The 25620-nt window shown below is 70.3% G+C and carries 28 protein-coding genes; 22 read left to right on the top strand and 6 right to left on the bottom strand.

From position 1 onward, the window contains the following. Positions 1-8 precede the first annotated feature (8 nt). Together HNR67_RS04265 and HNR67_RS04260 are read left to right on the top strand one after the other, a co-directional pair. Positions 9-1184: a pyridoxal phosphate-dependent aminotransferase gene (locus HNR67_RS04265; RefSeq protein ID WP_185000817.1), complete on the top strand. Its 1176-nt coding sequence runs from the start codon at positions 9-11 to the stop codon at positions 1182-1184. A 101-nt stretch (positions 1185-1285) separates the two neighbouring features. Next, positions 1286-1708: a hypothetical protein gene (locus HNR67_RS04260; protein WP_185000816.1), complete on the top strand. Its 423-nt coding sequence runs from the start codon at positions 1286-1288 to the stop codon at positions 1706-1708. Here HNR67_RS04260 and HNR67_RS04255 read toward each other — a convergent pair whose 3' ends face one another. Continuing rightward, positions 1709-2227, bottom strand: a complete 519-nt coding sequence (locus HNR67_RS04255) for a MarR family winged helix-turn-helix transcriptional regulator (RefSeq protein WP_221489768.1) — start codon at positions 2225-2227, stop codon at positions 1709-1711. It abuts the gene before it with no gap. Positions 2228-2319: 92 nt separating this feature from the next. Here HNR67_RS04255 and HNR67_RS04250 point away from each other — a divergent pair, with 92 nt between their 5' ends. Then, positions 2320-2475: a hypothetical protein gene (locus HNR67_RS04250; RefSeq protein ID WP_185011800.1), complete on the top strand. Its 156-nt coding sequence runs from the start codon at positions 2320-2322 to the stop codon at positions 2473-2475. Here the strand turns inward: HNR67_RS04250 and HNR67_RS04245 are convergent. Both HNR67_RS04245 and HNR67_RS04240 read right to left on the bottom strand, forming a co-directional pair. Continuing rightward, entirely contained in the window at positions 2447-3058 is a 612-nt protein-coding gene (locus tag HNR67_RS04245) for an HAD family hydrolase (RefSeq protein ID WP_185000815.1), read from the bottom strand. The genes HNR67_RS04250 and HNR67_RS04245 overlap by 29 nt on opposite strands. A 13-nt stretch (positions 3059-3071) precedes the next feature. Further along, a complete protein-coding gene (locus HNR67_RS04240; RefSeq protein ID WP_312986401.1) occupies positions 3072-4118 on the bottom strand; it encodes a threonine aldolase family protein in 1047 nt (348 codons plus the stop codon). A gap of 162 nt (positions 4119-4280) precedes the next feature. On the opposite strand from HNR67_RS04240, the gene HNR67_RS04235 reads away from it, so the two are divergent. The 10 genes from HNR67_RS04235 to HNR67_RS04190 all read left to right on the top strand — a co-directional run bounded on the left by HNR67_RS04235 (position 4281) and on the right by HNR67_RS04190 (position 13080). Continuing rightward, positions 4281-4799, top strand: a complete 519-nt coding sequence (locus tag HNR67_RS04235; protein ID WP_185000813.1) for a SigE family RNA polymerase sigma factor — start codon at positions 4281-4283, stop codon at positions 4797-4799. Positions 4800-4831: 32 nt separating this feature from the next. Beyond that, complete coding sequence (locus HNR67_RS04230; RefSeq protein WP_185000812.1) at positions 4832-5590, top strand: hypothetical protein; 759 nt, start codon at positions 4832-4834, stop codon at positions 5588-5590. Positions 5591-5616: 26 nt separating this feature from the next. Beyond that, positions 5617-6234 (top strand): TetR/AcrR family transcriptional regulator, encoded by a 618-nt coding sequence (locus HNR67_RS04225; RefSeq protein ID WP_185000811.1) that lies wholly within the window; start codon positions 5617-5619, stop codon positions 6232-6234. Between the two features lie 66 nt (positions 6235-6300). Continuing rightward, positions 6301-6843: a SigE family RNA polymerase sigma factor gene (locus HNR67_RS04220; protein WP_185000810.1), complete on the top strand. Its 543-nt coding sequence runs from the start codon at positions 6301-6303 to the stop codon at positions 6841-6843. Continuing rightward, a complete protein-coding gene (locus HNR67_RS04215) occupies positions 6843-7685 on the top strand; it encodes a hypothetical protein (RefSeq protein ID WP_185000809.1) in 843 nt (280 codons plus the stop codon). The genes HNR67_RS04220 and HNR67_RS04215 overlap by 1 nt, the downstream gene beginning before the upstream one ends. Positions 7686-7821: 136 nt before the next feature. Next, positions 7822-9255, top strand: coding sequence for an adenylosuccinate lyase (purB, locus tag HNR67_RS04210; RefSeq protein ID WP_185000808.1), 1434 nt, complete (start codon positions 7822-7824; stop codon positions 9253-9255). A 139-nt stretch (positions 9256-9394) separates the two neighbouring features. Continuing rightward, entirely contained in the window at positions 9395-9976 is a 582-nt protein-coding gene (locus tag HNR67_RS43400; RefSeq protein WP_221489766.1) for a TetR/AcrR family transcriptional regulator, read from the top strand. A gap of 160 nt (positions 9977-10136) precedes the next feature. Beyond that, complete coding sequence (locus HNR67_RS04200) at positions 10137-11030, top strand: phosphoribosylaminoimidazolesuccinocarboxamide synthase (protein ID WP_185000807.1); 894 nt, start codon at positions 10137-10139, stop codon at positions 11028-11030. Positions 11031-11097: 67 nt separating this feature from the next. Further along, positions 11098-11853, top strand: a complete 756-nt coding sequence (locus HNR67_RS04195; protein ID WP_185000806.1) for a DUF2334 domain-containing protein — start codon at positions 11098-11100, stop codon at positions 11851-11853. Positions 11854-11955: 102 nt separating this feature from the next. Continuing rightward, positions 11956-13080, top strand: a complete 1125-nt coding sequence (locus HNR67_RS04190) for a trypsin-like serine peptidase (RefSeq protein ID WP_185000805.1) — start codon at positions 11956-11958, stop codon at positions 13078-13080. 63 nt (positions 13081-13143) lie between these two features. On the opposite strand, the gene HNR67_RS04185 is transcribed toward HNR67_RS04190, so the two are convergent. Further along, positions 13144-14139 carry an NAD-dependent epimerase/dehydratase family protein gene (locus HNR67_RS04185; RefSeq protein ID WP_185000804.1) on the bottom strand — a complete coding sequence of 332 codons (996 nt, stop codon included), beginning with the start codon at positions 14137-14139 and terminating at the stop codon, positions 13144-13146. Between the two features lie 155 nt (positions 14140-14294). Here HNR67_RS04185 and purS point away from each other — a divergent pair, with 155 nt between their 5' ends. Genes purS through purL form a run of 3 tightly spaced genes read left to right on the top strand, consistent with a single transcriptional unit; the run spans position 14295 to position 17496 of the window. Beyond that, positions 14295-14534, top strand: a complete 240-nt coding sequence (purS, locus tag HNR67_RS04180; protein WP_185000803.1) for a phosphoribosylformylglycinamidine synthase subunit PurS — start codon at positions 14295-14297, stop codon at positions 14532-14534. Further along, positions 14531-15208 carry a phosphoribosylformylglycinamidine synthase subunit PurQ gene (purQ, locus tag HNR67_RS04175; protein ID WP_185000802.1) on the top strand — a complete coding sequence of 226 codons (678 nt, stop codon included), beginning with the start codon at positions 14531-14533 and terminating at the stop codon, positions 15206-15208. The genes purS and purQ overlap by 4 nt, the downstream gene beginning before the upstream one ends. Further along, entirely contained in the window at positions 15205-17496 is a 2292-nt protein-coding gene (purL, locus tag HNR67_RS04170) for a phosphoribosylformylglycinamidine synthase subunit PurL (protein WP_185000801.1), read from the top strand. Before purQ ends, purL begins: the two co-directional genes overlap by 4 nt. A 52-nt stretch (positions 17497-17548) precedes the next feature. Here the strand turns inward: purL and HNR67_RS04165 are convergent, their stop codons facing one another. Both HNR67_RS04165 and HNR67_RS04160 read right to left on the bottom strand, forming a co-directional pair. Further along, positions 17549-17746 (bottom strand): hypothetical protein, encoded by a 198-nt coding sequence (locus HNR67_RS04165; protein ID WP_185000800.1) that lies wholly within the window; start codon positions 17744-17746, stop codon positions 17549-17551. Between the two features lie 84 nt (positions 17747-17830). Continuing rightward, complete coding sequence (locus HNR67_RS04160; protein WP_185000799.1) at positions 17831-18754, bottom strand: pentapeptide repeat-containing protein; 924 nt, start codon at positions 18752-18754, stop codon at positions 17831-17833. Between the two features lie 92 nt (positions 18755-18846). Between HNR67_RS04160 and HNR67_RS04155 the strand changes: the two genes are divergently transcribed. From HNR67_RS04155 to HNR67_RS04130, 6 genes are all read left to right on the top strand, one after another. Further along, a complete protein-coding gene (locus HNR67_RS04155) occupies positions 18847-19653 on the top strand; it encodes an SAM-dependent methyltransferase (RefSeq protein ID WP_185000798.1) in 807 nt (268 codons plus the stop codon). Between the two features lie 14 nt (positions 19654-19667). Further along, positions 19668-20477 carry an SAM-dependent methyltransferase gene (locus tag HNR67_RS04150; protein ID WP_185000797.1) on the top strand — a complete coding sequence of 270 codons (810 nt, stop codon included), beginning with the start codon at positions 19668-19670 and terminating at the stop codon, positions 20475-20477. 492 nt (positions 20478-20969) lie between these two features. After that, positions 20970-23087 (top strand): putative bifunctional diguanylate cyclase/phosphodiesterase, encoded by a 2118-nt coding sequence (locus HNR67_RS04145; RefSeq protein ID WP_312986397.1) that lies wholly within the window; start codon positions 20970-20972, stop codon positions 23085-23087. A 92-nt stretch (positions 23088-23179) separates the two neighbouring features. After that, the gene (locus HNR67_RS04140) at positions 23180-23605 is read left to right on the top strand and encodes a hypothetical protein (RefSeq protein WP_185000795.1); all 426 of its coding nucleotides are present in this window, start codon (positions 23180-23182) and stop codon (positions 23603-23605) included. After that, a complete protein-coding gene (locus tag HNR67_RS04135; protein ID WP_185000794.1) occupies positions 23602-24168 on the top strand; it encodes a DUF3558 family protein in 567 nt (188 codons plus the stop codon). The genes HNR67_RS04140 and HNR67_RS04135 overlap by 4 nt, the downstream gene beginning before the upstream one ends. A gap of 12 nt (positions 24169-24180) precedes the next feature. Next, positions 24181-25620, top strand: coding sequence for a PPE domain-containing protein (locus HNR67_RS04130; protein WP_185000793.1), 1440 nt, complete (start codon positions 24181-24183; stop codon positions 25618-25620).

The following is a 25620-nucleotide window of genomic DNA, read 5'->3' as shown; positions in this document are numbered from 1 at the left end:
CTGCGGCCATGGCCCAGCCGACCTCGCTGTTCTCCGTCGCAGCCCGCGCCGACATCCCGCCGTTCCACGTCATGGACGTGGTCTCCGCGGCGGCCAAGCGGCAACGGGAACGCGGTGACGTGCTCTCCCTCGCCGCCGGTCAGCCGTCCAGCCCCGCGCCCGCCCCGGTGCGCGCGGCCGCGGCCGAGGCGCTGGCCAAGCAGACCCTGGGCTACACCGAGCAGCTCGGCATCCTGGAGCTGCGCAGTGCCATCGCCGGGCACTACGGGCGCAGCTACGACCTGGACGTCAGCCCGGAGGACGTGGTGGTCACCACCGGGTCCTCCGGCGGGTTCCTGCTGGCCTTCCTGGCCGCCTTCGATCCAGGTGACCGGGTCGCGCTGACCAGGCCCGGGTACCCGGCCTACCGCAACATCCTGCGGGCGCTGGGCTGTGAGGTGGTCGAGCTGCCGTGTGAGCACGAGACCAGGTTCCAGCCCACCGTCGAGCTGCTGGAATCGCTGGAGCAGCCGATCAAGGGGCTGATCGTGGCCAGTCCGGCCAACCCCACCGGCACCGGGCTGGACCCGGCCGAGCTGGCCCGGATCGCGCAGTGGTGCGCGGCCAACGGGGTGCGGCTGGTCAGCGACGAGATCTACCACGGCATCAGCTACGGCCAGCCGCTCGGCTGCGCCTGGCAGACCTCGCGGGAAGCCATCGTGGCCAACAGCTTCTCCAAGTACTTCGCGATGACCGGCTGGCGGCTGGGCTGGCTGCTGCTGCCTGCCGGACTGCGCCGCGCGGTGGACTGCCTGACCGGCAACTTCACCCTGTGCCCGCCCGCGCTGTCCCAGTACGCCGCGGTGGCCGCCTTCACCCAGGAGTCCTACGCCGAGGCGGACGCGCACGTGCTGCGCTACCGCACCAACCGGGACCTGCTGCTGTCCGGCCTGGCCGGACTGGGCATCGACCGGGTGGCCCCGGCCGACGGCGCCTTCTACGTCTACGCCGACATCGGCCACCTCACCGAGGACTCGATGGGCTTCTGCCGGAAGTTGCTGGCCGACACCGGGGTCGCGGTGGTGCCGGGCATCGACTTCGACCCGGTGCACGGCAACCGGTTCGTCCGGCTCTCCTTCGCCTCGGCCACCGCGACCATCACCGAGGCCGTGCAGCGCATCGGGAACTGGCTGCCCACGCTGTGACCCTGGACATAGCCGATACCCGACCAACGGGGCGGCAGCCGCGGAAAACCCGCGCCTAGCGTCGGGGCGTCCTTCCCTCACCGTCCAGAAAGGACGAACGGATGCGCGCCTCGACCTTCCTCCGCCGCCTGGCCGCCACCGCCGTGGTCACCGTGGTCGCCGGCCTCGGCCTGTCCGCCCCGGCCAGCGCCGAGCCCGTGATGACGTTGTCCGTGTCAGGGTCGAGCCTGACCAAGCAGCTCTCCGGAGACGAACTGTCCGTCGCCCAGCAGGGCCTGCGGCACCAGTTCACCAAGGAGGAGACCAAGTTCCTCTACGACGCGGCCAAGACCGGCGGTGAAACCCTGGTCTCACTGGGCTGCAGCGTGATCGTGCCCGCCCCGGCCAACGCGCTGTGCGGGCCGGTGGCCAAGTTCGTGGTGACCCTGGTCGCCTCGCCGTTCAACCCCAACGGGCGCTGTCTCGCGCTGTGGGCCGACCTGCAGGAGTTCCCGCCGATCGGGGCCAAGTACAACGACTGCTGATCAGCCGGATTCGGTGCCGGTGCCGCGCACACCCGCCGACGGCCAGCCGCAACCGCCCTCGCGGTCCGAGCGCAGTTTGACCGACAGGTGCGACATGACATCGCCCAGCGCGTCGATCTGCCCCGGGGTGAGCTGGTCGATCAGCGCGGCCCGCACCGTCTCCACATGACTGGGCGCGAAGCTCTCCAAAGCCGCGAAGCCCTCTGGTGTGAGCACCGCGAAGTACCCGCGGGCGTCATCCGGCACCGCCTCCCGGCGCACCCAGCCGCGCTGCTGCAACCGGTCGATGACGTGGGTGAGCCGCGGCCTGGCGGCCACCACCTGCGCCGCCAGGTCCGCCAGCCTGATCCGCCGCTGCGGGGTCGCGGACAACCGCACCAGCACCTCGTACTCGAAGTGCGTGATGCCGTGGTCCCGGCGCAGCTGCTGGGCCACCCGTTCCTCCACCAGGCGGCTGGCGTCCAGGAAGTGGACCCAGGCACGCATCTGGGCTTCGCTCAGCCAGCGTGGTTCGCTCACCTGGCCATTATTCCCAAAAGGCCGGATGGAACTCCGTCGGCCGCTCGATCGTTCATCGACCGAGAGGTTCGCGAGGGGAGAGCGTTATGTTGATGATCATCGGGATCCTGCTGGTCGGCTGGATCGCCCTGTCCGTGATCGGGTTCCTGATCAAGGGACTGTTCTGGCTGGCCATCGTGGGTGGCGTGATCTTCGTCGGGGCCACCGCGGTGGCCTGGGTCAAGAAGCAGAACCGCCAGATCCACTGAGTTTCCCGGCCAGGTAGGCGCGGGCGTCCGCCGCCCCTGCCCACAGCCTGGCGTCCAGTCCAGCGGCCAGCGCGCCGTCGATGTTGACCTGGCGGTCGTCGAAGAACACGCACTGCTCCGGCCGGGCGTCCAGCCTGCGCACCAGCTCGGCCCAGATCTCGGGGTCGGGCTTGGCGTAGTGCAGGTCGCCGGAGAAGATCAGGGTGCGGAACTTGGCCGACCAGTCCCGCTGCTCCACCGCACGCCCGAAGGCGGCAGGCGCGTTGGACAGCAGCGCCAGCGGCACCCCGCTCGCGTGCAGCTCGTCGAGCAACGCCTCCGCCTCCGGCTCGAAGACCAGCCAGCCCTCGCCGTCGGCCTTGGTCAGCGCGACCACGGTCTCCTCGTCCACCGGCACGCCCAGCCGCTCGCCCACCGCCCGCCAGTACTGCGCGTCCGGGCAACCGCGGTCATATGCCTCCCGCTCGGCCCAGTAGGCGGGCTCGAACTCCGCCACGGACACGCCGAGTTGCTGGGCCAGCGCGGGCAGCGCCGCGGTCTTGCGGCTGAGCACCTCGCCGTAGTCGAAAACCACCCAGTACATGTGTTCCCTTCCCCTATCGCGCCGCGGTCTGGTTGCGGAGCACGTCTTCCTTCTCGATCCGGCGCAGGACCTCCACGATCCCGGCCCGGTCCACATCCCGGTGCGTGACGAACCGGACCTGCCCGGCCATCGGCGTGGCCAGCACACCCGCGCCGGCCAGCCGCTGCAACGCCAGGTCCAGGTCCGGCACCCCGGCCAGCAGGATGTTGGTCTGCGGCCGCTGGACCAGCCAGCCCTGCTCGGCCAGCCCGTCGGCCAGCAGCCGGGCGTTGGCGTGGTCCTCGGCCAGCTCGCCCACCCGCTCCAGCGCGACCAGCCCGGCCGCGGCCAGCACCCCGCCCTGGCGCACCCCGCCGCCGAGCATCTTGCGCACCCGCCGTGCCTCCTCGACGAACTCCGCCGACCCGGCCAGCACCGAACCCACCGGCGCGCCAAGGCCCTTGCTCAGGCAGGACTGCACCGAGTCCGCGCCAACGGTCAGTGCCGCCGGTGGCACCTCAAGGGCCACCGCGGCGTTCCAGATCCGGGCCCCGTCCAGGTGCACCCGCAGGCCGGTCGCCCGCGCGGTGGCCACCAGCCGGGTGTGCTCCTCGATCGGCACCACCGCGCCACCGGCCGCGTTGTGCGTGTTCTCCAGGCACAGCAGCGAGGTGCGCAGCGAGTAGTACGGACCGGCGGTGCCCGCCGCCGCGCGCACGGTCTCCGGCGACATCCGGCCGGGTCCCAGCTCGCAGGGCAGTTCGGTCGGCATGCCGCCGGCCAGCCAGGCCGGCGCGCCCAGCTCGTTCTGCAGCACGTGCGCGTCCTTGGCCGCCAGGAAGCGGTCGCCGCGGCGGAGGTGGATCATCAACGCGATGATGTTGCCCATGGTGCCGCTGGGCACCCACAGCGCGGCGGCCATGCCGAGCCGGTCGGCGGCGCGTTCCTCGAGCGCGCGCATCGTCGGGTCGCGGTCCAGGACGTCGTCACCGACCTCGGCGGCGGCCATGGCCGCGCGCATCCGGTCATCGGGCTTGGTGACGGTGTCCGACCGCAGGTCAATCGGAGCCGAGTAGGTCACGATACGATCACACCACACTCGCCGCCGCGGATCGAGCGGCGAATGCCCAGCTCGCGGGCTCGGACACGCGGGGGGTGACGTGGATCTCCTGCCCGGCTCGTGCAACCGTTGTGCGCAGTTGTTTCGTCCAGTAGGTGCAAGCAGACGAGCGGAGAGTTCCGCGTGGACCATCACGAGGAGCAGGAGTTCGCCGAGTACTTCCTCGCCAGGCGCGATGCGGTGCGACGGACGGCCTACCTGCTCTGCGGCGACTGGCACCGGGCGGATGACCTGGCCCAGACCGCGTTCGTCGCGTTGCACCGGCGCTGGCGCAAGGTCAGGGACAAGGGTGCCCTGGATGCCTATGTCAGACGCACGCTGGTGCGCGCGTCGATCGACGAGTCCCGGCGGCCGTGGCGGCGCGAACGCGTCGTGGACGAGCTGCCGGAGACCCCGGTGAGCACACCGGAGGTCGGTGACTCGGTGGCCACCAGGTCGGCTCTGCTCGACGGCTTGCGGCGGGTCCCGCCGCGTCAGCGCGCGGTGCTCGTGTTGCGGTTCCTGGAAGGTCTGGACGTCTCGGCCGCGGCCAAGGCGCTCGGGTGTTCGGAGGGGACCGTGAAAAGTCAGACCGCCCGCGGGCTCGATGCCCTGCGGGAGGCGCTGGGTGACGCACTGGACGATCTGAGGTCCGCCACATGAGCGGGATCATCGGGTCGAGGAGGTGGATGTAGGTGGACGAGCACAAACTCGCGGACGCCCTCCGCGATGCCGTGCGCGAGGTGCCACCGCCGTCCTTCAACGAGCAGGACGTGGTCATCGCCTCGCACCGGGCGAGCGCGCGGCAACGGAGGCTGATCCTGTCCGGATCGACCTTCGGCGCGGCGCTGCTGCTCGGCGGCACGCTGGTGGTGACCAACCTGCTCGGACCGGAGCCGACCGCGGCGAACACGGCGTCCTCGGGTGAGGCCACGGCGGAGGGCGGCGTGCTGCGCGGCCCCGGCGGTGATGCCTCCACCGCGGACCCGGGCAACTCCGGCGCCCCCGGCGCCGGCAGGCCCACCTCCAAGTCCTCGCCTGATGTTTCCAAGCAGGGGGAAACATCAGCGAGCGCCGGCCCCTCGGCCGGCGGCACCGAAGGGTGCGGGATGGCGGACCGGAAGCTCGCAGCTGCCCTCGCCGCCGAGCTTCCGGCCGTCGCCTCCCGCAACCCCGAGCAGGGCCCGCCCGAGCTGTGCACCACGCCGGGAGCACGGGCGGTCACGCTGAAGCTCCCGGACGGCGAGCTGTCCGTGGTGCTGGTGCCCGGCATGGGCGCGATGAGCCGCCAGGGCCAGGCCTTCGGCGAACCCGGCAGCACGCAGGGCTACACCGCGATCACGCGCAACGGCGGGCCGCTGACCGTGCAGAGCAAACCGGCCAAGGGCAAGCCCACCGCGCCCTATGCCGCTGATCTGGAACGGTTGGCCAAGGCGCTCTCCGAGGTGTTCTGAGCCCGCTTCTGGCACGATCGCGGGTTATGTCCGAGATCCCCGGCAGACATCCCGCGAGCACGCCCAAGGGCGAGCGCAGGCGGCACGCGCTGATCGAGGCGGCCGCCGCGCTGCTCGCCGAGGGGGGTTTCGACGCGATCCGGCATCGCGCGGTGGCCGAGCGGGCCGAACTGCCGCTGGCCTCCACCACCTACTACTTCAGCTCGCTGGACGATCTGGTGGCGGCCGCCATCGAGCACAGCTCCCGGGCCGAGCTGCTCTTCGGCCGGACCTGCCTGGACGAGCTGGCCGACCGGGACGGTCCGGTGTGCGCGGATGACCTGGTCGAGCTGATGCTGGACCTGCTGCTCGGCCGCGCCTCCAGGGACGGCGGCCTGGAGCCGGTGCTGCTGCGCTACGAACGCCTGGTCGGCAGCGCCCGGCGGCCCTTCCTCACCGAGCTGATGCGCGGCCTCGGCGAGGAGCTGATGGCCCTGCTCACCGAGCTGTTCGCGCATTCGGGCACCCCGGTGAGCCGGGAGCGGCTGAACGAGCTGGTCGCGCTGGTGGACGGCGCGGTGGTGAACGCGCTGATCGAGAGCAACCCCGACCCCAGGGACGGCGCCCGCCGGATGTTGCGGGCAAACCTGCCCGGCCGCGGCTGAAACCGTGCAACCTGTTCCCGGCCCGCTCCGTGAGTAAAGGCGGATCTGGGTGATGGGAGGCGCTGGATGCGAGCCGAGGATGACGCGAGCTATCGGGAGTTCGCCAGAGCGAAAGCCATGTCGCTACGGCGGCTGGCCTATCTGTTGTGCGCGGACTGGCACCTCGCGGAGGATTTGACGCAGACAGCGTTGATCAAAATGTACCGGGCCTGGCCCAAGGTGCACCGGAAGAACACCGTCGACAACTACGCGCGGCAGGTCCTGCTCCGCTGCTGGCTGGACGAACGAAGGAAACCCTGGCGCACCGTCGAGAACCGCGACGGCCAGGTGCCCGACCAGCCCGGCACCGATCTTGATCCCGCACTGGCCGGCTCGGCCACGGGGACACGGGACCTTTTGCTGCGCGCGCTCACCGAGATCCCACCGCGGCAGCGCGCCGCCGTGGTCCTCCGCTACTGGGCAGACCTGTCCATCACGGATGCCGCGATCACGTTGCGCTGCTCGGAAGGGACCGTCAAGAGCCAGGCCGCGCGGGGGCTGGACGCCCTGCGCGCGGTCGTCGAGCGGCTGGGCGTCGAGTACGTGCCAGTCGCCGGGAGGAGCGTGTGATGCGAGAGAACCAGTTGATCGACGACCTGCGTGGACTCGGCGGGGCGGAGCCGCCGCTGGGCTTCGACCCGGACCGGGTGGCCGACACCGCGGCCAAACTGCACAAGCGACGGCGGGCCCTGATCGGGGTCAGCCTCGGCGTCACCGTGGCGGTGGCCGCGACCGCCTTCTCGGTGAGCCTGCTGCTGCCGGGCGAGGCGGACGGCATCTCGGTCGCGGCGCCGACGCCGACGCCCTGGCCCACCGTGACCAAGAGCGTGTTGCCCCAGGTGCCCGACCCACAGGTGGACCTCAGCAGGCAGAAGGAGCGGCTGGAGCGCGAGCTGCCGGGGATCATCAAAAAGGTCAAGCCGGACGTGCAGATGACGGCCACCACGTTCGACCAGTACGGCGGGCCGAACAAGTGGGACTACCTCGCGAACACCGTGAAGTTCACTGCTCCGGATGGGCAACAGAGCTTCAACCTGCACATCTACGGCAAGGACGCCGTGATCATGCAACAGCTCCAGCTCCGTGAGCAGTGCGCGGTGGTGGTCGACGCGCAGGGAAAGCCGCAGGACGACCTCGCGGTGAAGGAGCGTCGCCGCTGTGACCGGATCCCGCAGCCAGACGGCAGCACCGTGGTGGTCAAGGCGGGGGGCGTCGTTGAGATGAGCATGGCCATCAGCGCCCCCGGCCAGAAGCCAGCGAAGCCGGTGCAGCGGGGCCTGAATGTCTATCACTTCCGCATCGACGGCACGGTGGTGCAGTTGTTCGAGAACCCGGTGGACAAGCACACCGAGGCGCTCACCGACGAGCAGCTGATCCGGTTGGTGGCCAATCCGGGGCTGAACCTGAACTAGCCGGGAACCAACCGCTCGTTGCGGACATCTCACAGTGGCCGACGCTGATCTTCAGCGTCGGCCACGTGGCGGTCGACACTGGGGGTGCCGACCGCCACGTGCTCATATACGCGCTGGTCAACTAGGCTATCCAGACGTGACCTCGACCAAGCCGCGCATTCCCAACGTCCTGGCCTCCCGGTACGCCTCGCTCGAGCTGGCCCGCCTGTGGTCGCCCGAGCACAAGGTGGTCCTGGAACGGCAGCTCTGGCTGGCCGTGCTGCGGGCCCAGGTGGATCTCGGCATCGAGGTGCCTGCCGGTGCCCTTGCCGACTACGAGCGGGTGCTGGAGCAGGTCGACCTGGCCTCCATCGCCGAGCGGGAGCGGGTCACCCGGCACGATGTGAAGGCCCGGATCGAGGAGTTCAACGCCCTCGCCGGGCACGAGCACGTGCACAAGGGCATGACCTCGCGGGACCTCACCGAGAACGTGGAGCAGCTGCAGATCCGGCTGAGCCTGGAGCACGTGCGGGACCGGGTGGTCGCGGTGCTGGCCCGCCTCGGTGCGCTGTCGGCGGAGAACGCCGAGCTGGTGATGGCCGGGCGTTCGCACAACGTGGCCGCGCAGGCCACCACGCTGGGCAAGCGGTTCGCCACCGCGGCCGATGAGCTGCTGACCGGGTTCGGCAGGCTGGAGGACCTGCTCGCGCGCTATCCGCTGCGTGGCATCAAGGGCCCGGTGGGCACCGCGCAGGACATGCTGGACCTGCTGGACGGGGACGCCGACCGGCTCGCCCGGCTGGAGACCGCGGTCGCCGGGCACCTCGGGTTCGGCCAGGTGCTGACCAGTGTCGGCCAGGTCTACCCGCGTTCGCTGGACTTCGAGGTGGTCACCGCGCTGGTGCAGCTGGCGGCAGGGCCGTCCAGCCTGGCCAAGACGATCCGGCTGATGGCAGGGCACGAGCTGGTCACCGAGGGCTTCAAGCCCGGTCAGGTGGGCTCCTCGGCCATGCCGCACAAGATGAACACCCGCTCCTGCGAGCGGGTCAACGGCTTCGCGGTGATCCTGCGCGGGCATGCCAGCATGGTCGGCGAGCTGGCCGGGGACCAGTGGAACGAGGGCGACGTGTCCTGTTCGGTGGTGCGCCGGGTCGCGTTGCCGGATGCCTTCTTCGCCTTCGACGGGCTGCTGGAGACCTTCCTGACCGTGCTGGACGAGTTCGGCGCCTTCCCCGCGGTGATCGGCCGCGAACTCGACCGCTACCTGCCCTTCCTGGCCACCACCAAGGTGCTGATGGCCGCGGTGCGGGCCGGGGTGGGCCGGGAGACCGCGCACGAGGCGATCAAGGAGAACGCGGTCGCCACCGCGCTGGAGCTGCGTGAAGGTTTGGAACGAAACGATCTGCTGGACCGGCTGGCCGCCGATGACCGGCTGCCGCTGGACCGGGCCGCGCTCGACGCGCTGCTCGCCGACCGGCTGCCGTTCACCGGTGCGGCGGCCGCGCAGGTCAGCGCGGTGGTGACGCTGATCGAGGCGGTGGTGGCGCGCTACCCGGAGGCGGCCAAGTACAGCCCCGGCGCCATCCTCTGAGTCCGGTTTCGACCGGCAGAACTGCCGCCCCGGTACTTCGGAACCCTCTAAGTACCGGGGCATTAGGCACATTCGCCCCTGAGAATGACTCGCGAGACAACACGTCGGGGTCACTGGGGAGTGAACTTTGGTCGCACGGATGGAGGGGAAGGCCCGAAACCGCACCGCGCTACTGGAAGCAGCCAGGGAAGTCATCGTCGAGGAAGGGCATCGCGGGGCCTCCCTTGGCGTGATCGCGGGCCGGGCCGGCCTCACCACCGGCGCCATTTACTCGATTTTCGGCAGCAAGCGCGACCTGTTGATTGCGGTCATCGAGGACATTCACCGACGTGTCATTGCCGACCTGCAACAGCTCAGCGATCCACGACTTTCGCTGGAACAGGTGATCGCGGTCTACGTGGCCGGGCGGTTGCGCGCGGCCGATGCCAAGGACGCCGCGCCGTTGCTGGCCTTCGAGACCGAGCTGTCCGGGCTGGCGCAGAGCGATCCGGTGGTCAGCACCCGGTTACGGGAGATCTCGGTGCGCTCGGACCGCCAGTTCGCCGAATCGCTGACCGGCCGCCGGGACGAGCGCGGCCTGGTGGTGGACGAGCGGCGGGCCGGTTACCTGGCACTGGGCGTGCGCGCGCTGGTGCTGGGCTTCGAGCAGCGGCGGCTGCGTGGCGAGGCGGTGCCGGAAGCGATGGTGCTGGACCTGGCGATCGCGATGGTCCGGCAATAAAAAGGATCGCCCAGCCCCCGAGCTGGGCGATCCCGAGTCCGCCGAACTGTCCCCGAGAAGGTGGCGGAAAACTGTTACCGAGATGATGCCACGGTCTGTCGGTTCTTGACACCTGTGGTGCGACGCAGGTCACGTGCGGTGCATTGCCTAGGGTGAGGCCGTGACCTCCCTCGCCGACTACCCGCTGATCGCCGCGGGCAAGGTTCGTGAGCTGTACTCCGTCGACGACGAGCACCTGCTGTTCGTCGCCTCCGACCGGATCTCGGCCTTCGACTTCGTGCTGCCCAACGGCATCCCGGACAAGGGGCGCGTGCTCACCGCGATGAGCGTGTTCTGGTTCGAGCTGCTCGCCGACGTGGTGCCCAACCACGTGGTGGCCTGGGACGATCCGCGCATCCCCGCCGAGGTCCGCGGCCGCGCGCTGCTGGTCCGGCGGCTGGCGATGGCGCCGGTGGAATGCGTGGCCCGTGGCTACCTGACCGGCTCCGGGCTGGCCGACTACCGGCGCACCGGCGCGGTGTGCGGGGTCGAGTTGCCTGCCGGTCTGGTCGAGTCCGACCGGCTGCCGGAGCCGATCTTCACCCCGGCCACCAAGGCCGAGATCGGCGCGCACGACGAGAACGTCTCCTTCGCCGCCGTGGTCGACACGGTGGGCGCCGAGCAGGCCGAGCAGCTGCGCGAGCTGACCCTGGCGGTCTACGGCCGGGCGGCCGAGCACGCGGAGAGCCGGGGCCTGATCCTGGCCGACACCAAGTTCGAGTTCGGCGTGGACAAGGCCGGGCAGCTGGTGCTGGCCGATGAGGTGCTAACCCCGGACTCCTCCCGGTTCTGGCCGGCCGACGGGTACACCCCCGGCCAGGTCCAGCCCTCCTTCGACAAGCAGTACGTGCGGGACTGGCTGACCTCGCCGGCCTCCGGCTGGGACCGGGCCTCGGACACCCCGCCGCCTCCGCTCTCGGCCGAGGTGGTGGCCGCGACCAGGGCCCGCTACGTCGAGGCGTACGAGCGGATCACCGGCCGCTCGCTGGCCGACTGGCCGTCCCCGGAGGCTTAAGCAGAGTTGCGCCTGCGCGCAACCTCAGCGGCAGGTCGTGGTCACGCGGCCATGGCGCAATAGGGTCATGCGCCCCAGACTGCTCGTCTCGCTCTCGGGCATCGGCCGAGCGACCCTGGCCGATTGCGCCGCGTTCGCCGCCGCGCTGGACCGGCGCGGCCTGCCGCTGTCCCTGCTGCTGACCCCCAAACCCAACAGCGAGCGCCCCACCAGGGACTCGCCGGTGCTGGACTGGATCAGGGCCCGGGAGCAGGCCGGGGACGCCCTGGTGCTGCACGGTTTCGACCACGTGGCCCAGCCCAGCGGGGCCCGGCTGCCACTGCCGAGGCTGGCCCCGGCGGCCAGCTGGGCAGGTGGCCGGATCTGGCGGCGGGCCGAGTTCGCCGACCTGCCGGCGCACGAGGCCGGGCTGCGGCTGCTGGCCGCCACCGCGGTGCTGGACCGTCTGGAACTGCGCACCAGGTGCTTCGCGCCGCCGAGCTGGCTGGCCTCCGCCGGCACGGTGCAGGCGTTGCGGCGCAGGGGGTTCGAGGTCTGCGCGGACGCCGCGGGCGTGCACGACCTGCGCACCGGGGTGCTGCACCGGGGCCGGGTGCACGAGGTCGGCCGGGGCGAGCTGTGGGCGCGGGCGGCGTTGCGCGGTGGGCGGCGTGGCGGACTGGTCCGGATCGCGGTGGACGCGGCCGAGCTGTCCCGGCCGCAACCGGCCCGCGCGGTGCTCGGCGCGATCAGCGGCGCGCTGGCGCTGGGCGCGTTCGGTGGGACATATGCAGACCCCGGTCTGGGCCGTATCGCCGAACGTCGTGGGCTGAACGCCGGATAATTACGGCGCTTGAACGAGTGACGGCGCCAATCACCGCACCGGACGATCGAGATCGTCCCCTCCCAACCCTGCGGTGAGGTGCGTATGAACAGAATTACGAAATTGTTCCTGGTTGCCGCCATGGCCATCCCGGCGGCGGGCTCGTTCGGATTTTCCGCCCCGGCCCCGGCAGCCGCGGCGAGTGTGCCCCAGGACGAGAAGGTCGGCGCCGAGGAAAACGTGGCGCACACAATTGCCGGTGGCGAGGGCGCGCTGACCCTGCGGCGCGCGGAATCCGGCTACGTCAAGGCACACGTCACCGGCCTGAAACTGCGATCCGGTGATGTGCTGCGCATTTCCGACCCCAGCGGCCGGGAGAGCTACACCTACACCGGCGTTGACGACCTGGACGCCAGCCCGGACGCGACCGGGTTCTGGGCCATGTCGGTCACCGGCGAGGCCGCGGTGCTGACCCTGTCCGGCAAGGACGGCGGCCCGGCCTCGCCCGATTCCACCGCCACCGTGGACAAGCTGACCCGCGGCTTCACCCCGGCGGAGTTCAAGGCGGTGCAGGACAAGCAGACCCGCAGCATCTGCGGCACCAACAACTACCAGGACGTGGCCTGCTACCAGACCTCGAACCCGACCGAGTTCGCCCGCACCAAGCCGGTGGCCAAGCTGCTGCGCAACGGCTCCTCGCTGTGCACCGCCTGGCGGGTCGGGCCCAACAACCGGTCCCTGACCAACAACCACTGCTTCACCAGCACCGCGGGCATCGAGATGTGGTTCAACTACCAGTGCCCGACCTGCAACGGCACCACCAGCACGCCGACCAAGGTGCTGGCCGCCAAGGTGCTCAGCACCGACGCGGGTCTGGACTACACCCTGTTCGAGGTCAACAACTTCGCCGCGATCTCCGGCTTCGGCTTCCTGGAGCTGGACGTCCGGGTGCCCGCGGTCGGTGAGCGGATGTACGTGATCGGTCACCCGGCCGGCAAGCTGAAGAAGCTCTCGCTCAAGGACGACCAGAGCCCGAGCGGCAACTGCCAGGTCCGCGCGGTGCGGGTGAACGGCAGCAGCCCGCAGAGCGACATCTCCTACATGTGCGACACCGAGGGCGGCTCCTCCGGTTCGCCGGTGCTCTCCGGCAACACGCACAAGGTGATCGGCCTGCACCACTTCGGCGGCTGCCCGAACCAGGGCGTGCGCATCGACCTGGTGGCGCAGAAGATCGGCAACCTGCTCTGAGGCTCCGACTGTGCTGAGACACGGCCCGCCCGGTCGACCCCCATCGGCCGGGCGGGCCCGCGCTCAGAGCTGTGCCAGCACCTCGGCCTCCTCGGCCGCGCTCAGCCCGGCCTTGCGCACCCGGTCCAGCCCCAGCTCGCGTTCCCAGGCCAGGGTGTCCAGCGCGGTCTCCGCGACCGGCCGGATGGTCAGGCCCGCGTCCAGTGCGGGCTGGGCCTGGTGCGAGGCCATGCCCTGGTAGTTCGCGGGCAGCCACAGCGGCAGCGAGCGCGGTCCGCCCCATGGCGCCACCTTCAGCTCCGTCAGCCTGGCCTCGTCGGCCAGCGCGGGCTCGATCGGCGTGCCCACCGCCGCCCGGATCTCGCCGAGGAACTCCGGCAGCGAGGACGGGGTGCTGATCGCGTCGAAGGTGCCGCCCAGGCGCGCCTCGGCGGCCAGCACGATCCAGGCGGCGAAGTCACGGGCGTCGATGTGCTGGAACGGCAGGCCGGGCACATCCGGCAGCAGCACCCGGCCGCCGCGGGCGAACCGGGCAGGCCAGTACCCGAACCGGTCGGAAAGATCGCCCGGTCCGGTGATCAGCCCTGGCCGCGGGATGAACGCGTCCTCGCCGAAGACCTCGCGCACCGCGTTCTCGCTGGCCACCTTGATCCGGCCGTAGCGCTCGCCCACCTCGGCGGTGGGCAGCCCGGCCGCGTCGTCGATGAGTGGTTCGACCAGTTTCCCGTCCGTGCCCTGGCCGTGCGTCGCGTTGTCCGCGTACACGCTGATGGTGGAGACGAACGTCCAGTGCGCGGTGGTCTTGGCCAGCTTCTCCAGCGCGTCCCGCACCCACGGGAAGGAGATCCTCGCCACGTCCACCACCGCGTCGAAGCGCTCCCCGGCCAGTGCCGACAACCCCTCCGGCGCGCTCCGGTCGACCACCGCGGTGACCGCCCCGGCCGGCACTTGCCCAGAGACCCCGCGGACCGCGCAGACCACTTCATGCCCACGTCGCAACGCTTCTTCGGCGACGGCCTTCGAAAGGAAGATCGTCCCGCCCAGTACCAGAATCCGCATGCCCACACCCTGCTGGACCAACGCGCGGCCCGCGACCGATCTCGCGCAGAGCGAACGCCGGGTGAGAGCGGTAACGCATCGAGCGCGCGGAGTGAACAAGCAGGTCAGGTAGGCTCCTCTCGTCCCGCTTCCCGGCAAAATCCAGGAGCATTCGCGTGGCCCGAGTCGTCGTCGACGTCATGCCCAAGCAGGAGATCCTCGATCCGCAAGGACAGGCGGTGGCGAATGCGCTGCCCCGTCTCGGATTTGATGGCATCGCCTCCGTCCGCCAAGGCAAGCATTTTGAGCTGGAGGTCGACGACAACGTCGACGACGAAGCTCTCGCGAAGATCGCCGAGACCTTCCTCGCCAATCCGGTGATCGAGGACTGGACCGTCCGCCGGATCGAGTCATGAGCCCCCGGATCGGGGTCATCACCTTTCCCGGCACCCTCGACGACGTCGACGCCCTGCGCGCCGTGCGTTACGCCGAGGCCGAAGCCGTTCCGCTGTGGCACGCCGACGCGGACCTGCGCGGGGTGGACGCGGTGGTCGTACCCGGCGGGTTCTCCTACGGGGACTACCTGCGCGCTGGTGCGATCGCCCGGTTCGCCCCGGTGATGGGCGAGGTCGTCACGGCCGCGGCCAAGGGTCTGCCGGTGCTGGGGATCTGCAACGGTTTCCAGATCCTGTGCGAGGCCGGGCTGCTGCCCGGCGCGCTGGTCCGCAACGCCGGACTGCACTTCGTCTGCCGGGACCAGTGGCTGCGGGTGGAGAACAACACCACCGCGTGGACCTCCCGGTACGAGCAGGGCGCCGAGATCCTGGTGCCGCTGAAGTCCGGCGAGGGCCGCTATGTCGCTGACAAGTCCACTGTGGACGAACTCGAGGGCGAAGGCCGGGTGGTGTTCCGCTACGTCGGCGGCAACCCCAACGGCGCGCTCGACGACATCGCGGGCATCACCAGCGCCAACGGCCGGATCGTCGGCCTGATGCCGCACCCCGAGCACGCGATCGAGGCCCTCACCGGCCCGACCGACGACGGTCTCGGCCTGTTCCTGTCCGTTCTCGACTCGCTGGTGGCGGCGTGACAACGACTGAACAGCAAGTGGACACCGTCGAGCACGCGGCGGCCACGCCAGATCTGGCGCAGCCCTACCGCGAACTCGGCCTCAAGGACGACGAGTACACCCGCATCCGGGAGATCCTCGGCCGCCGCCCCACCGACGCCGAACTGGCGATGTACTCGGTGATGTGGAGCGAGCACTGCTCGTACAAGTCCTCCAAGGTGCACCTGAGCTACTTCGGCAAGACCACCACGCCGGAGATGAAGCAGCACATGCTCGCCGGCATCGGTGAGAACGCCGGTGTGGTGGACATCGGCGACGGCTGGGCGGTGACCTTCAAGGCGGAGAGCCACAACCACCCGTCCTATGTGGAGCCGTACCAGGGCGCGGCCACCGGGGTCGGCGGCATCGTCCGGGACATCCTGGCCATGGGCGCCCGCCCGCTCGCGGTGATGGACCCGCTGCGCTTCGGCCCGGCCGACGCGCCGGACACCCGCCGGGTGCTGCCCGGGATCGTGGCCGGGGTCGGCGGCTACGGCAACTGCCTCGGCCTGCCCAACATCGGCGGCGAGGTCGTCTTCGACAAGACCTACGCGGGCAACCCGTTGGTCAACGCGCTGTGCGTGGGCGCCATGCGGGTCGAGGACCTGCACCTGGCGCACGCCTCCGGCACCGGCAACAAGATCATGCTCTTCGGCGCGCGCACCGGCCTTGACGGCATCGGCGGGGTGTCCGTGCTCGCCTCGGACAGCTTCTCCGGCGACGAGTCCGGGTCAGGGCGCAAGAAGCTGCCCAGCGTGCAGGTGGGCGACCCGTTCACCGAGAAGGTGCTCATCGAGTGCTGCCTGGAACTCTTCCGCGAGGGCATCGTGGTGGGCATCCAGGACCTCGGCGGCGCCGGGCTGTCCTGCGCCACCTCGGAGCTGGCCAGCGCCGGTGACGGCGGCATGCACGTGAACCTGGAGACGGTGCCGCTGCGGGCGACCGGGATGTCGCCTGCGGAGATCCTCTCCAGCGAGTCGCAGGAACGCATGTGCGCGGTGGTCGAGCCCAAGGACGTCGAGGCGTTCCTGCGGGTCTGCCGCAAGTGGGACGTGATCGCCACCGAGATCGGCGAGGTCACCGAGGGCGACCGGCTGGTGATCACCTGGAACGGCCAGACCGTGGTGGACGTGCCGCCGCGCACCGTGGCGCACGAGGGCCCGGTGTACCAGCGCCCGATCCAGCGCCCGGCCACCCAGGACGCGCTGATCGCGGACGTGCCGGACTCGCTGCCGCGACCCGGTTCGGCCGAGGAGTTGCGGGCGACCTTACTGAAGCTGATCGCCTCGCCGAACCTGTGCAGCCGCAAGTGGGTCACCGAGCAGTACGACCGCTACGTGCGCGGCAACACCGTGCTGGCCCAGCCCGCCGACTCCGGGATGATCCGGATCGACGAGGAAACCGGCCGCGGGGTCGCCATCTCCACCGACTGCAATGGCCGTTATGTGCAGCTGGATCCCTACACGGGCACCCAGCTCGCGCTGGCCGAGGCATACCGCAACGTGGCCGCCACCGGCGCCACCCCGTACGCGGTGACCAACTGCCTCAACTTCGGCTCGCCCGAGGACCCCGGTGTGATGTGGCAGTTCAGCGAGGCCGTGCGCGGCCTGGCCGACGGCTGCAAGCAGCTGGGCATCCCGGTCACCGGCGGCAACGTCTCCTTCTACAACCAGACCGGCTCGGTGGCGATCCTGCCCACCCCGGTGGTCGGCGTGCTCGGCGTGATCGACGACGTCAGCCGCCGCACCCCCACCGGCCTGGGCGCGGAGGACGGCGAGACCCTGCTGCTGCTGGGTGAGACCAAGGACGAGTTCGGCGGCTCGGAGTGGGCCAACCACGTCCACGGTCACCTGGGCGGCCAGCCGCCGACGGTGGACCTGGAGCGGGAGCGGGTGCTGGCCGAGGTGCTGGTGGCCGGTTCCAGGGACGGCATGCTCTCCGCCGCGCACGACCTCTCCGAGGGCGGTCTGATCCAGGCCGTGGTGGAGGCCGCGATCATCGGTGAGAGCGGCTGCCGGATCGTGCTGCCCGAGGGCGCGGACCCGTTCACCTTCCTGTTCTCCGAGTCCGCCGGGCGCGCGCTGGTCGCGGTGCCGCGCAGCGAGGAGCTGCGGTTCACCGAGATGTGCAAGGCGCGCGAGCTGCCCTGCACCCGGGTGGGCGTGGTGGACACCGAGTCCAAGGCGGTGCAGGTCCAGGGCCAGTTCACGGTGGGCCTGGACGAGCTGCGCACCGCCTGGGAGGGCACGCTGCACGCGCTGTTCGACTGAGTTCTTCGCACGCTGGGAAGGGGAGGGGCCGCCTGGTCCCTCCCCTTCTCGCTTACGGGCTGGTGGCTCGCCTGCGGCTGGTCGCGGTGAGCAGCAGGACCAGGCCGAGCAGGCCCAGGGACAGGCCGGTGAGCAGTTGCAGGTGCTCGGGGACCATGTGCATCAACAGCCAGCCCTCGCCACCGACCTGTTTGGCGATGAGCCCGCCGAAGCCCTGGATCATCGCGACGATCCCGAACACTTCGAGCATGGCCGCAGTCCTTCTTTCGTTCTCGTGGTCCACCCGACACGCACCGTTGTGACCCGACTGTAGTGAAAACCCACCCCTGATGGGTCATCCGCAGGGTTGGTCCGGGGTGCTGAAAGTCGCTTTCGCCGGGTCGGGGCGCTGCGCCCAGCTGACCCCGCCGAGGCCGCAGCGGCGGTGGAAACGGGCCCCGTCCCAGTTCAGCGGGCCCTTGAAGGTGGCCCTGGTGAGGTAGACGTTGCCGTGGAACTCAGCCCCGTCCAGGTGGGTGACCCGGTGCAGGGTGGCGTCCTGGATCCGCATCCCGCCGACCAGCCTGCCGCTGAGGTCCAGCCTGCTCAGCGTGGCGCCCATCAGGTCCAGGTTGTAGCGCGGGCCGTCGGCGCCGGTCTTGGGCAGCAGGTCCCGGATGAGCTGCTGCGCGCTGCGCCGCACCTCGCCCTCCCTGGAGTAGCGGGACTCGCCCTTCTTCTCATCCGGCATCTCGAACGGGCGGCGCAGGTAGGCGCAGTAGATGTCCAGCACGGTCTGGGCGTACTCGGGGCGGCTGCGCGCGATGCCTGCCAGCGCGTGCAGCGCGCCCACCCGCACCTGGTCCGCCTCGTGCCCGAGCAGCTCCACCGCCTTGGCGAAGCGCTCGTCGCTGACCCGCTCCCGGTCGTGCTCGGCCCGGCTGGTGTCCAGCCGCTGCCGCTGCTCCTCCACCTGCCGCCGCCGGTCGTTGAGCCAGAGCGCGTACAGCGCCACCACCGAACCCGCGCCCAGGCCGCCGGTCTTGAGCGCCTCGGTCAGCCCAGCCTTCGGATCCGCCACCAGCAAACCACCGCCGACCAGCAGCAACGCCCCCATCGCCAGCAGCACGGTGCCGGTGAGCACCACTGCCTGCCTGCGCCGCAGCATGCCGAAGCCGAGCACCCCCAGTGCCACCACGAACCCGCCGATACCCGGTCCCAGCAGCCACCACCCGTTGTCCACGGCGATGATCGTGCCGCCATTCGAGTGGTCGTTCAACGTCCGGCGGTAGTTCGCCAGGTAACCGGCACCGGTGAGTTTCGTCTGGTCGTATGCTCGCTGGTCACCCGAACCGGACAGGGGAGCGGACTGTGGAACGCCCGAACTGGGCGCCGGGCGAGCTTGACCTCACCGTGCCGAGCGCGGCCAGGGTCTATGACTACTACCTCGGCGGCTCGCACAACTTCGCGGTGGACCGGGCCCAGGCGCGGCAGGCGATCGAGCAGTGGCCACTGCTGCCGGCGGCCCTGCGCGCCAACCGGGCCTTCCTGCGCCGCGCGGTGAAGTTCTGCCTGACCCAGGGCATCCGGCAGTTCCTGGACATCGGCTCCGGCATCCCCACCGTCGGCAACGTGCACGAGATCGCCCAGGCCTTCGACCCCGCCTGCCGGATCGCCTACGTGGACGTGGACCCGATCGCGGTCGCGCACAGCAGGCTGATGCTCAGCGACAACCCGAACACCGCGGTCATCCAGGCCGACCTGCGCAAACCCGAGGACGTGCTGGACTCGCCCGAGGTGCGGGAGCTGCTCGACCTGTCCCAGCCGACCGCGGTGCTGTTCGTGGCGGTACTGCACTTCATCGCCGACGAGGAGGACCCGGCCGGCCTGGTCGGCCGCTACCTGGACGCGGTGCCCTCCGGCAGCTACCTGGTGCTCTCGCACGGCAGCAGCGAGGGCGCGCCGCAGCGGGCCGCCCAGCACGAGGACCTCTACCAGCGCACCGGCAGCCGGATCTTCATGCGCTCGCACCAGCGGGTGCTCACCTACTTCGGCGACTGCGAGCTGCTGCCGCCGGGACTGAGCCAGATGACCCAGTGGCGGCCGGAGCCCGACGACGAGTACTGGGGCTCGCCGGAGCAGCTCAGCGGGTTCACCGGCGTCGCCTACAAGGCCTGAACCGGGGAGGCGCGGTGCAACAGGAACACGGCTGGGTGCCACCGGGAATCGACCTCAGCAGGCCGAGCGCGGCCCGGGTCTATGACTACTACCTGGGCGGTTCGCACAACTTCGGGGTGGACCGGGAGCTGGCCAGGGTGGCCATCGAGGACTGGCCGGAGCTGCCCATGATCATGCAGGCGAACCGGGCCTTCCTGCGCCGGGCGGTGAAGTTCTGCGTACAAGCCGGGATACGCCAGTTTCTGGACATCGGGTCCGGAATACCGACCGTGGGCAATGTGCACGAGGTGGCCCAGGAACTCGACCCGGACTGCCGGGTGGTCTATGTCGATATTGACCCGGTTGCCGTAGCGCACAGCCGAATCATGCTCGCGGGTAACGATTTCTCCGAGATCGTCCAGGCCGACTTGCGACAACCCGAACGGGTGCTGGACGCGCCGCAGACCAAGGCCCTGCTGGATTTGTCCCAGCCGGTCGCGGTGCTGATGGTGGCGGTGCTGCACTTCGTGCCGGACGAGGCCGATCCGGCCGCACTGGTCCGCCACTACCTGGACGCGGTGGCGCCTGGCAGCTTCCTGGTGCTCTCGCACGCCTGCCTGGAGGGGGTCGGCGAGCAGGCCGAGTTCCACCAGAAGCTCTACCGCCGGGCGGGCAGTGCGCTGACCATGCGACCCGTTGACCAGGTCGCGGGCCTGTTCGGACCGGCGCGGCTGGTCGAGCCCGGACTGGTCCGGCTGCCGCTGTGGCGGCCCGACCCGGCAGCCCCGTACGAGGGGGATCCGGCAGTTTTCGCCGGCTTCGCCGCGGTCGGCCAGAAGGTCTAGACCATGTGGCCAGCGGAAACGACTGAGATGGGAATCATTCCCGGGTTTTCGGGCTTTCTGCGGGCCCGGGACACCGCTACCCTTCGTGGCGTCGAACCGATACGGAACTGCGCGGAAGGGTTGGCTCCAGCCACGCGTCAGGGGAACTTGACCCGTCTTTTCCGGCCGCGGTGGCGGAGTGTCGCCACTGGTCGCGTTATCGTAGAGTTATTACCCCCATCAGCGATGATCCCCGCAGGTGACGAGTGAGAGGATCAGGACGATGTGCCGACCCGCTCCCACTTCGCTGATCTTCGCGAGTGTGCGCCACGTCATGGAATTGCCGGTCAGCTTCGGATTTGTTGATGAGGGGCTCGTCTCGACGACCTTGACCACGGCAAACTGGACCCAGGAGGACAGCGGGCGACCCGGACAGTCTGGTTTGTGTGCCGCGGTCGGGCGATGGGTATGAGTGCGACGAACAGCGATTCTTTCCGCCCTGGAAGGCTGCTGGTGACTGACGGCGCCGACCGAACCCACCAGGCCTGTGCGCGATTCGCCCGAAGCTGGGTCCGCGCCATCGCCGGTACCAGCTATGTCTCCCTCGGCCTCGCCGAGACGGAGCAGCTGCTGCTCGCGCACACCGAGCGCCTGGTGCAGGCGCTGTTCGCGGATCCGTTCCGGGCCACCCCGGCGCGGGAGATCGGATTCCAGCTCGTCCAGGCCCATTTCACCGGAATCGAGACGCTGAGCCGCACCGTCGCCCTGCTGGGTGATGAGTTCCTCGGCGAGCTGCGGGTGGAGCCGGACGAGCGACTACAGGCCAGGATCGCCGCGTTGCAGGGCGCGCTGGCCGCGGGCTACGCCCAGGCGCTGCGCGAGCGGACCCTGGACGAGCAGGAGGCGATCCGCCAGGCGGTGCTGGACGCCAGGGACGCCGCCGAGCACGCCCGCCGGGCCAGCGAGGCCCGCTTCCGCGCGGTGTTCACCGAGGCCGCCATCGGCATCGGCATCCTGGACACCAACGGCCGCTTCCTGGACGCCAATGCCTCCCTGCAGCACATGCTGGACTACTCCCTCGAGGAGCTGTGCCAGCGCAAGGGCCACGACGTGCTCTACCCGCAGGACCGGGTCGACCTGCGGGACATGTGCGCCTCGGTGGCCTCCGGCGCCCGCGACCACGTCCGGCTGGACTCCCGGCTGACCAGGCGGGACGGCCAGGAGATCTGGACGCACATCACCGTCTCGCTGATCAGGGACGAGCAGGGCGCGCCGCGGTACGTGGTGGCGATGATCGAGGACGTCACCGACCGGCACCTGCTGCAGACCCGGCTGGTGCACCAGGCCCTGCACGACCCGCTGACCGGGCTGTCCAACCGGGCGCTGTTCCTGGACGAGCTGGCCACCGCCTTCGCCCGCAAGGAGCCGCAGGCCCGGATCGGCCTCTGCTACCTCGACCTCGACGGCTTCAAGGTGATCAACGACAGCCTCGGCCACGACATCGGCGACCAGCTGCTGGTCGCGGTGGCCCGGCGGCTGGACGACTGCGTCTCCGGCCCCGGCAGGCTGGTGGCCAGGATGGGCGGGGACGAGTTCGTCATCCTGCTCGACGGCACCACCGGCGACGACGAGGTCATCGCGGTCGCCGAACAGGTGCTGGACGCACTGGTCGAACCGATCAAGGTGGCCGGGCACGAGCTGTCCATCTCGGCCAGCATCGGCATCGTGGAGCGGCCGACCAGCGTGGCCTGCCCCGCCGACCTGATGCGCGACGCCGACATCACGCTGTACTGGGCCAAGGCCGACGGCAAGAGCCGCTGGGCGCTGTTCGACTCCGAGCGCAACGCCCGCGAGGTGGCCCGCTTCACCCTGTCCGCGACCATGCCGGCCGCGCTGGAGCGCGGCGAGTTCTACGTGGACTACCAGCCGCTGGTCCGGCTCACCGACACCGCCGTGGTCGGGGTGGAGGCGCTGGTCCGCTGGCAGCACCCGGAGTTCGGCAGGCTCGGCCCCGACCGGTTCATCGAACTGGCCGAGGAGACCGGCCTGATCGTCTCGCTCGGCCGCTGGGTGCTGGAACAGGCCTGCCGCCAGGCCCGCAGCTGGATCGACGAGTTCGGCGCCGCCGCCCCGTTCGTCAGCGTGAACCTGGCCGTCCGCCAGCTCCGCGACGCAGGCCTGGTCGGCGACGTGGCCCGGATCCTGGCCGAGTCCGGCCTGCCACCCGGCAAGCTCCAGCTCGAGCTGACCGAGAGCGCCATCATGGGCAACGCGGCCGAACCGCTCGACGCCCTGTGCGCGCTGTCGGACATGGGCGTGCGCATCGCCATCGACGACTTCGGCACCGGCTACTCCAACCTGGCCTACCTCCGCCACCTGCCCGTGCACGAACTCAAGATCGCGGGTTCGTTCGTGGAGGGCCTGCGCGCCGCCGCGGCGGGCGACGAGGTCGACCAGCAGATCGTGGCCACCCTGGTCTCCCTGGCACACGCCCTCGGCCTGACCGTCACCGCCGAAGGCGTGGAAACCACCACCCAGGCCGAACGCCTGCGCGCCATCGGCTGCGACTCCGGCCAGGGCTGGCTCTTCGCCAAGCCCGGACCCCCGGCCAGCATCGACGGCCTGCTCTAGACACTTCCCCCGCACACGGAACCACCCGTGGGTGTGCTGCGTCGTTGGTACGGTGGCCGCGGACGCGCACTGCGTGACGGAGGGGAAACACAGTGACCGACCCGAAGAGCGCCCAACCAGGCCCAGCCATGGCGATGTCCGCCCTGACCAGCCTGAACAAGTCGGTCGACGCGATGAACCAGCTCCGCGAGGACGTCCGCGCGGGCCGGGTCAAGCTCGACCCGGCAGCCGGCGCGCAGCTGAAGAAGGCCCTCACCGAGCAGGAAGCCCGCGCTGCCGGCTGGCGGGAGAGCGCGACCCAGCTCGAGCAGGCGTTGCCCCTGGGCGAGCACTGGGTGGGCCAGCTCATGGCGGACAAGATGAGCAAGCGGGCCAGCGGCACGCAGTTCTCTTTCTCCGAGCAGATCAAGCTGTACATCGACGAGCTGCAGAAGGCCCAGGTCGTGCTCGACGAGGCGATCAAGGCGACGACGGGCGCGGACTCCAGCAGCGCCACTGACCTCAGGAAGCAGAAGTGACTCAGAGCAAGATCGCTATTGGTGGCGTACTGCTGGCCGCCCTTGTGCTCGGCGGCTGCTCCGGTGGTCCCGTCGTGGGTACGCCGACCCCGGCGACCAGCAGTGGGACCAGCACGAGCGGCTCGACCGGTGATGGCCCGGGGGCCTCGCTGGCCGCGGTCAAGCCTTGTGAGTTGCTGACCAACCCCGAGGCCGCCTCGCTCGGCCTCAACGCTGGCAGGCCGGAGGATTTCGGCAAGAAGCGCCAGTGCCAGTTCCGCGATGTCTCGGTGCCGCAGCCGGTGACCGGCAACGTCACCATCGACCCGGTGTTCGGTTTCGACCAGCTGCGCACGCCGCCGGACACCGACGAGACCGGGATCCGCAAGCTCACCGTGGACGGCAGGCGGGTCAACTACTACCCAGCCAACGGCGGCACGCTGTGCACGGTGAACATCGAGGTCAACAAGACCGAGGTGGTGTTCGTGCAGACCACGCTGCGGCAGGCGAACACGCCAGGGCCGGTGTGCTCGATCACCGAGAAGATGGTCGGTTTCGTGCTGCCGAGAATGCCGAAGAAGTAGCAGGGGGATGCCATGACCCAGCCGCAGAACGGCGACTACCGCCAGGTCGAGTCCAAGGTGAACCCGGAGGAGCAGAAGACCTTCGGGCGGATGATGATGGGGACCGAGGACGACCGGGACGCGGTCGCCGCGCAGGAGCGGGAGCTGCGCGAGGGTCTGAAGATGGGCACCGACCGGGCACTCACCCAGACGGGGAACTGGGCCGGGGTCGAGCACCAGGCCTTGTACGACCAGGTCAACAACAACAACGACCCGGGCCGGGTCTACGAGGTCGGTCAGTTGTGGACCAAGCTCGGCAATGAGATGGCGAAGTCCTCTGAAGAGATGGACAAGCTGATCAAGGCCACCGAGCACGGCTGGAGTGGCCTTGGCGGTGACGCGGCTCGGGAGGCCACGCTCAAGCTGGCCAAGTGGGGTGGCGATGCCGCGCAGACCAGTCAGTACATGGGGAACCGGACCAACGACCTCGGGCTGATCGCCGAGGACAGCAAGAACCGGATGCCCGAGCCGGTCAAGTTCGACGAGAACCAGATGATGCGGGACGCGTTCAAGTCCGGTGGGCTGGTCGGGCTGGTCAAGTCCGCGGTGCAGGACATCCCGGCCAAGCGCCAGGAGGCGGACAACGCGCATCAGAACGCGATCCGGGTGATGCAGAACAACGAGGCGAGTTCGCGGCAGGTGGATGCCACCACGCCGGTGTTCTCGCCGCCGCCGGCCTTCGGTGGGATCCCCGGTGAGCCGTGGCCGCCCAAGCCGACGCCGCCATGGCCGCCGACCCCGCCGCCGAACTGGCCGCCGGATCCGCCGCGGGTGATCCAGCCGCCGCGGGTGGTGCCGCCGGTGCCGCCGCCGGTGATCACGCCGATTCCGGTGCCGGTGCGGCCGTTGCCGCCGCCGGTGCCACCGCCGCCGCCCAAGGGCAAGCCGCCGGTGCCGCCGAAGCCGCCGTTCCCGCCGCCCGTGGTGCTGCCGCCGGACAAGAACAAGTTGCCCGACAAGAACAAGCTGCCGGACCGGCCGTTGCCGCTGCCCAAGCCGGGTGATCCGACCAAGCCGTCCGGGCGGGTGCCGGTGCCGCCGCCGAACCTGCCGACCGGGACCGGGCCGGGTGGCAAACCGCCAGGTGGGATCGCGCCCGGAGGGATCCTTGGCGCGCTCACCGGGGGTGCCGGGGGCACGCCGGGCACCGGGACCGGGGCCGGCAAGACCAGTTTTGGGCCGGGTGGGGCCGCGGGTGCCGGGACCGGTGGACCGCCGGCCGGGCCGGGTGTGGCCGGTGCCGCCGGAGCCAGGGGTGGACCGGGTGCCGGGGGCATGGGCGGTGGGCCGATGGGTGCGGGCGCCGGGCGCAAGGAAGAGGACAAGGAGCACAAGCGGGCCGACTACCTCCAGGAGACCGAGGACGTGTGGGGTGACGGGCAGCGGGTGGCTCCTCCGGTGATCGGGGAGTGA

This window comes from Crossiella cryophila, assembly GCF_014204915.1.
Lineage (GTDB): Bacteria > Actinomycetota > Actinomycetes > Mycobacteriales > Pseudonocardiaceae > Crossiella > Crossiella cryophila.
This window is presented reverse-complemented; position numbering and strand designations above follow the sequence as displayed.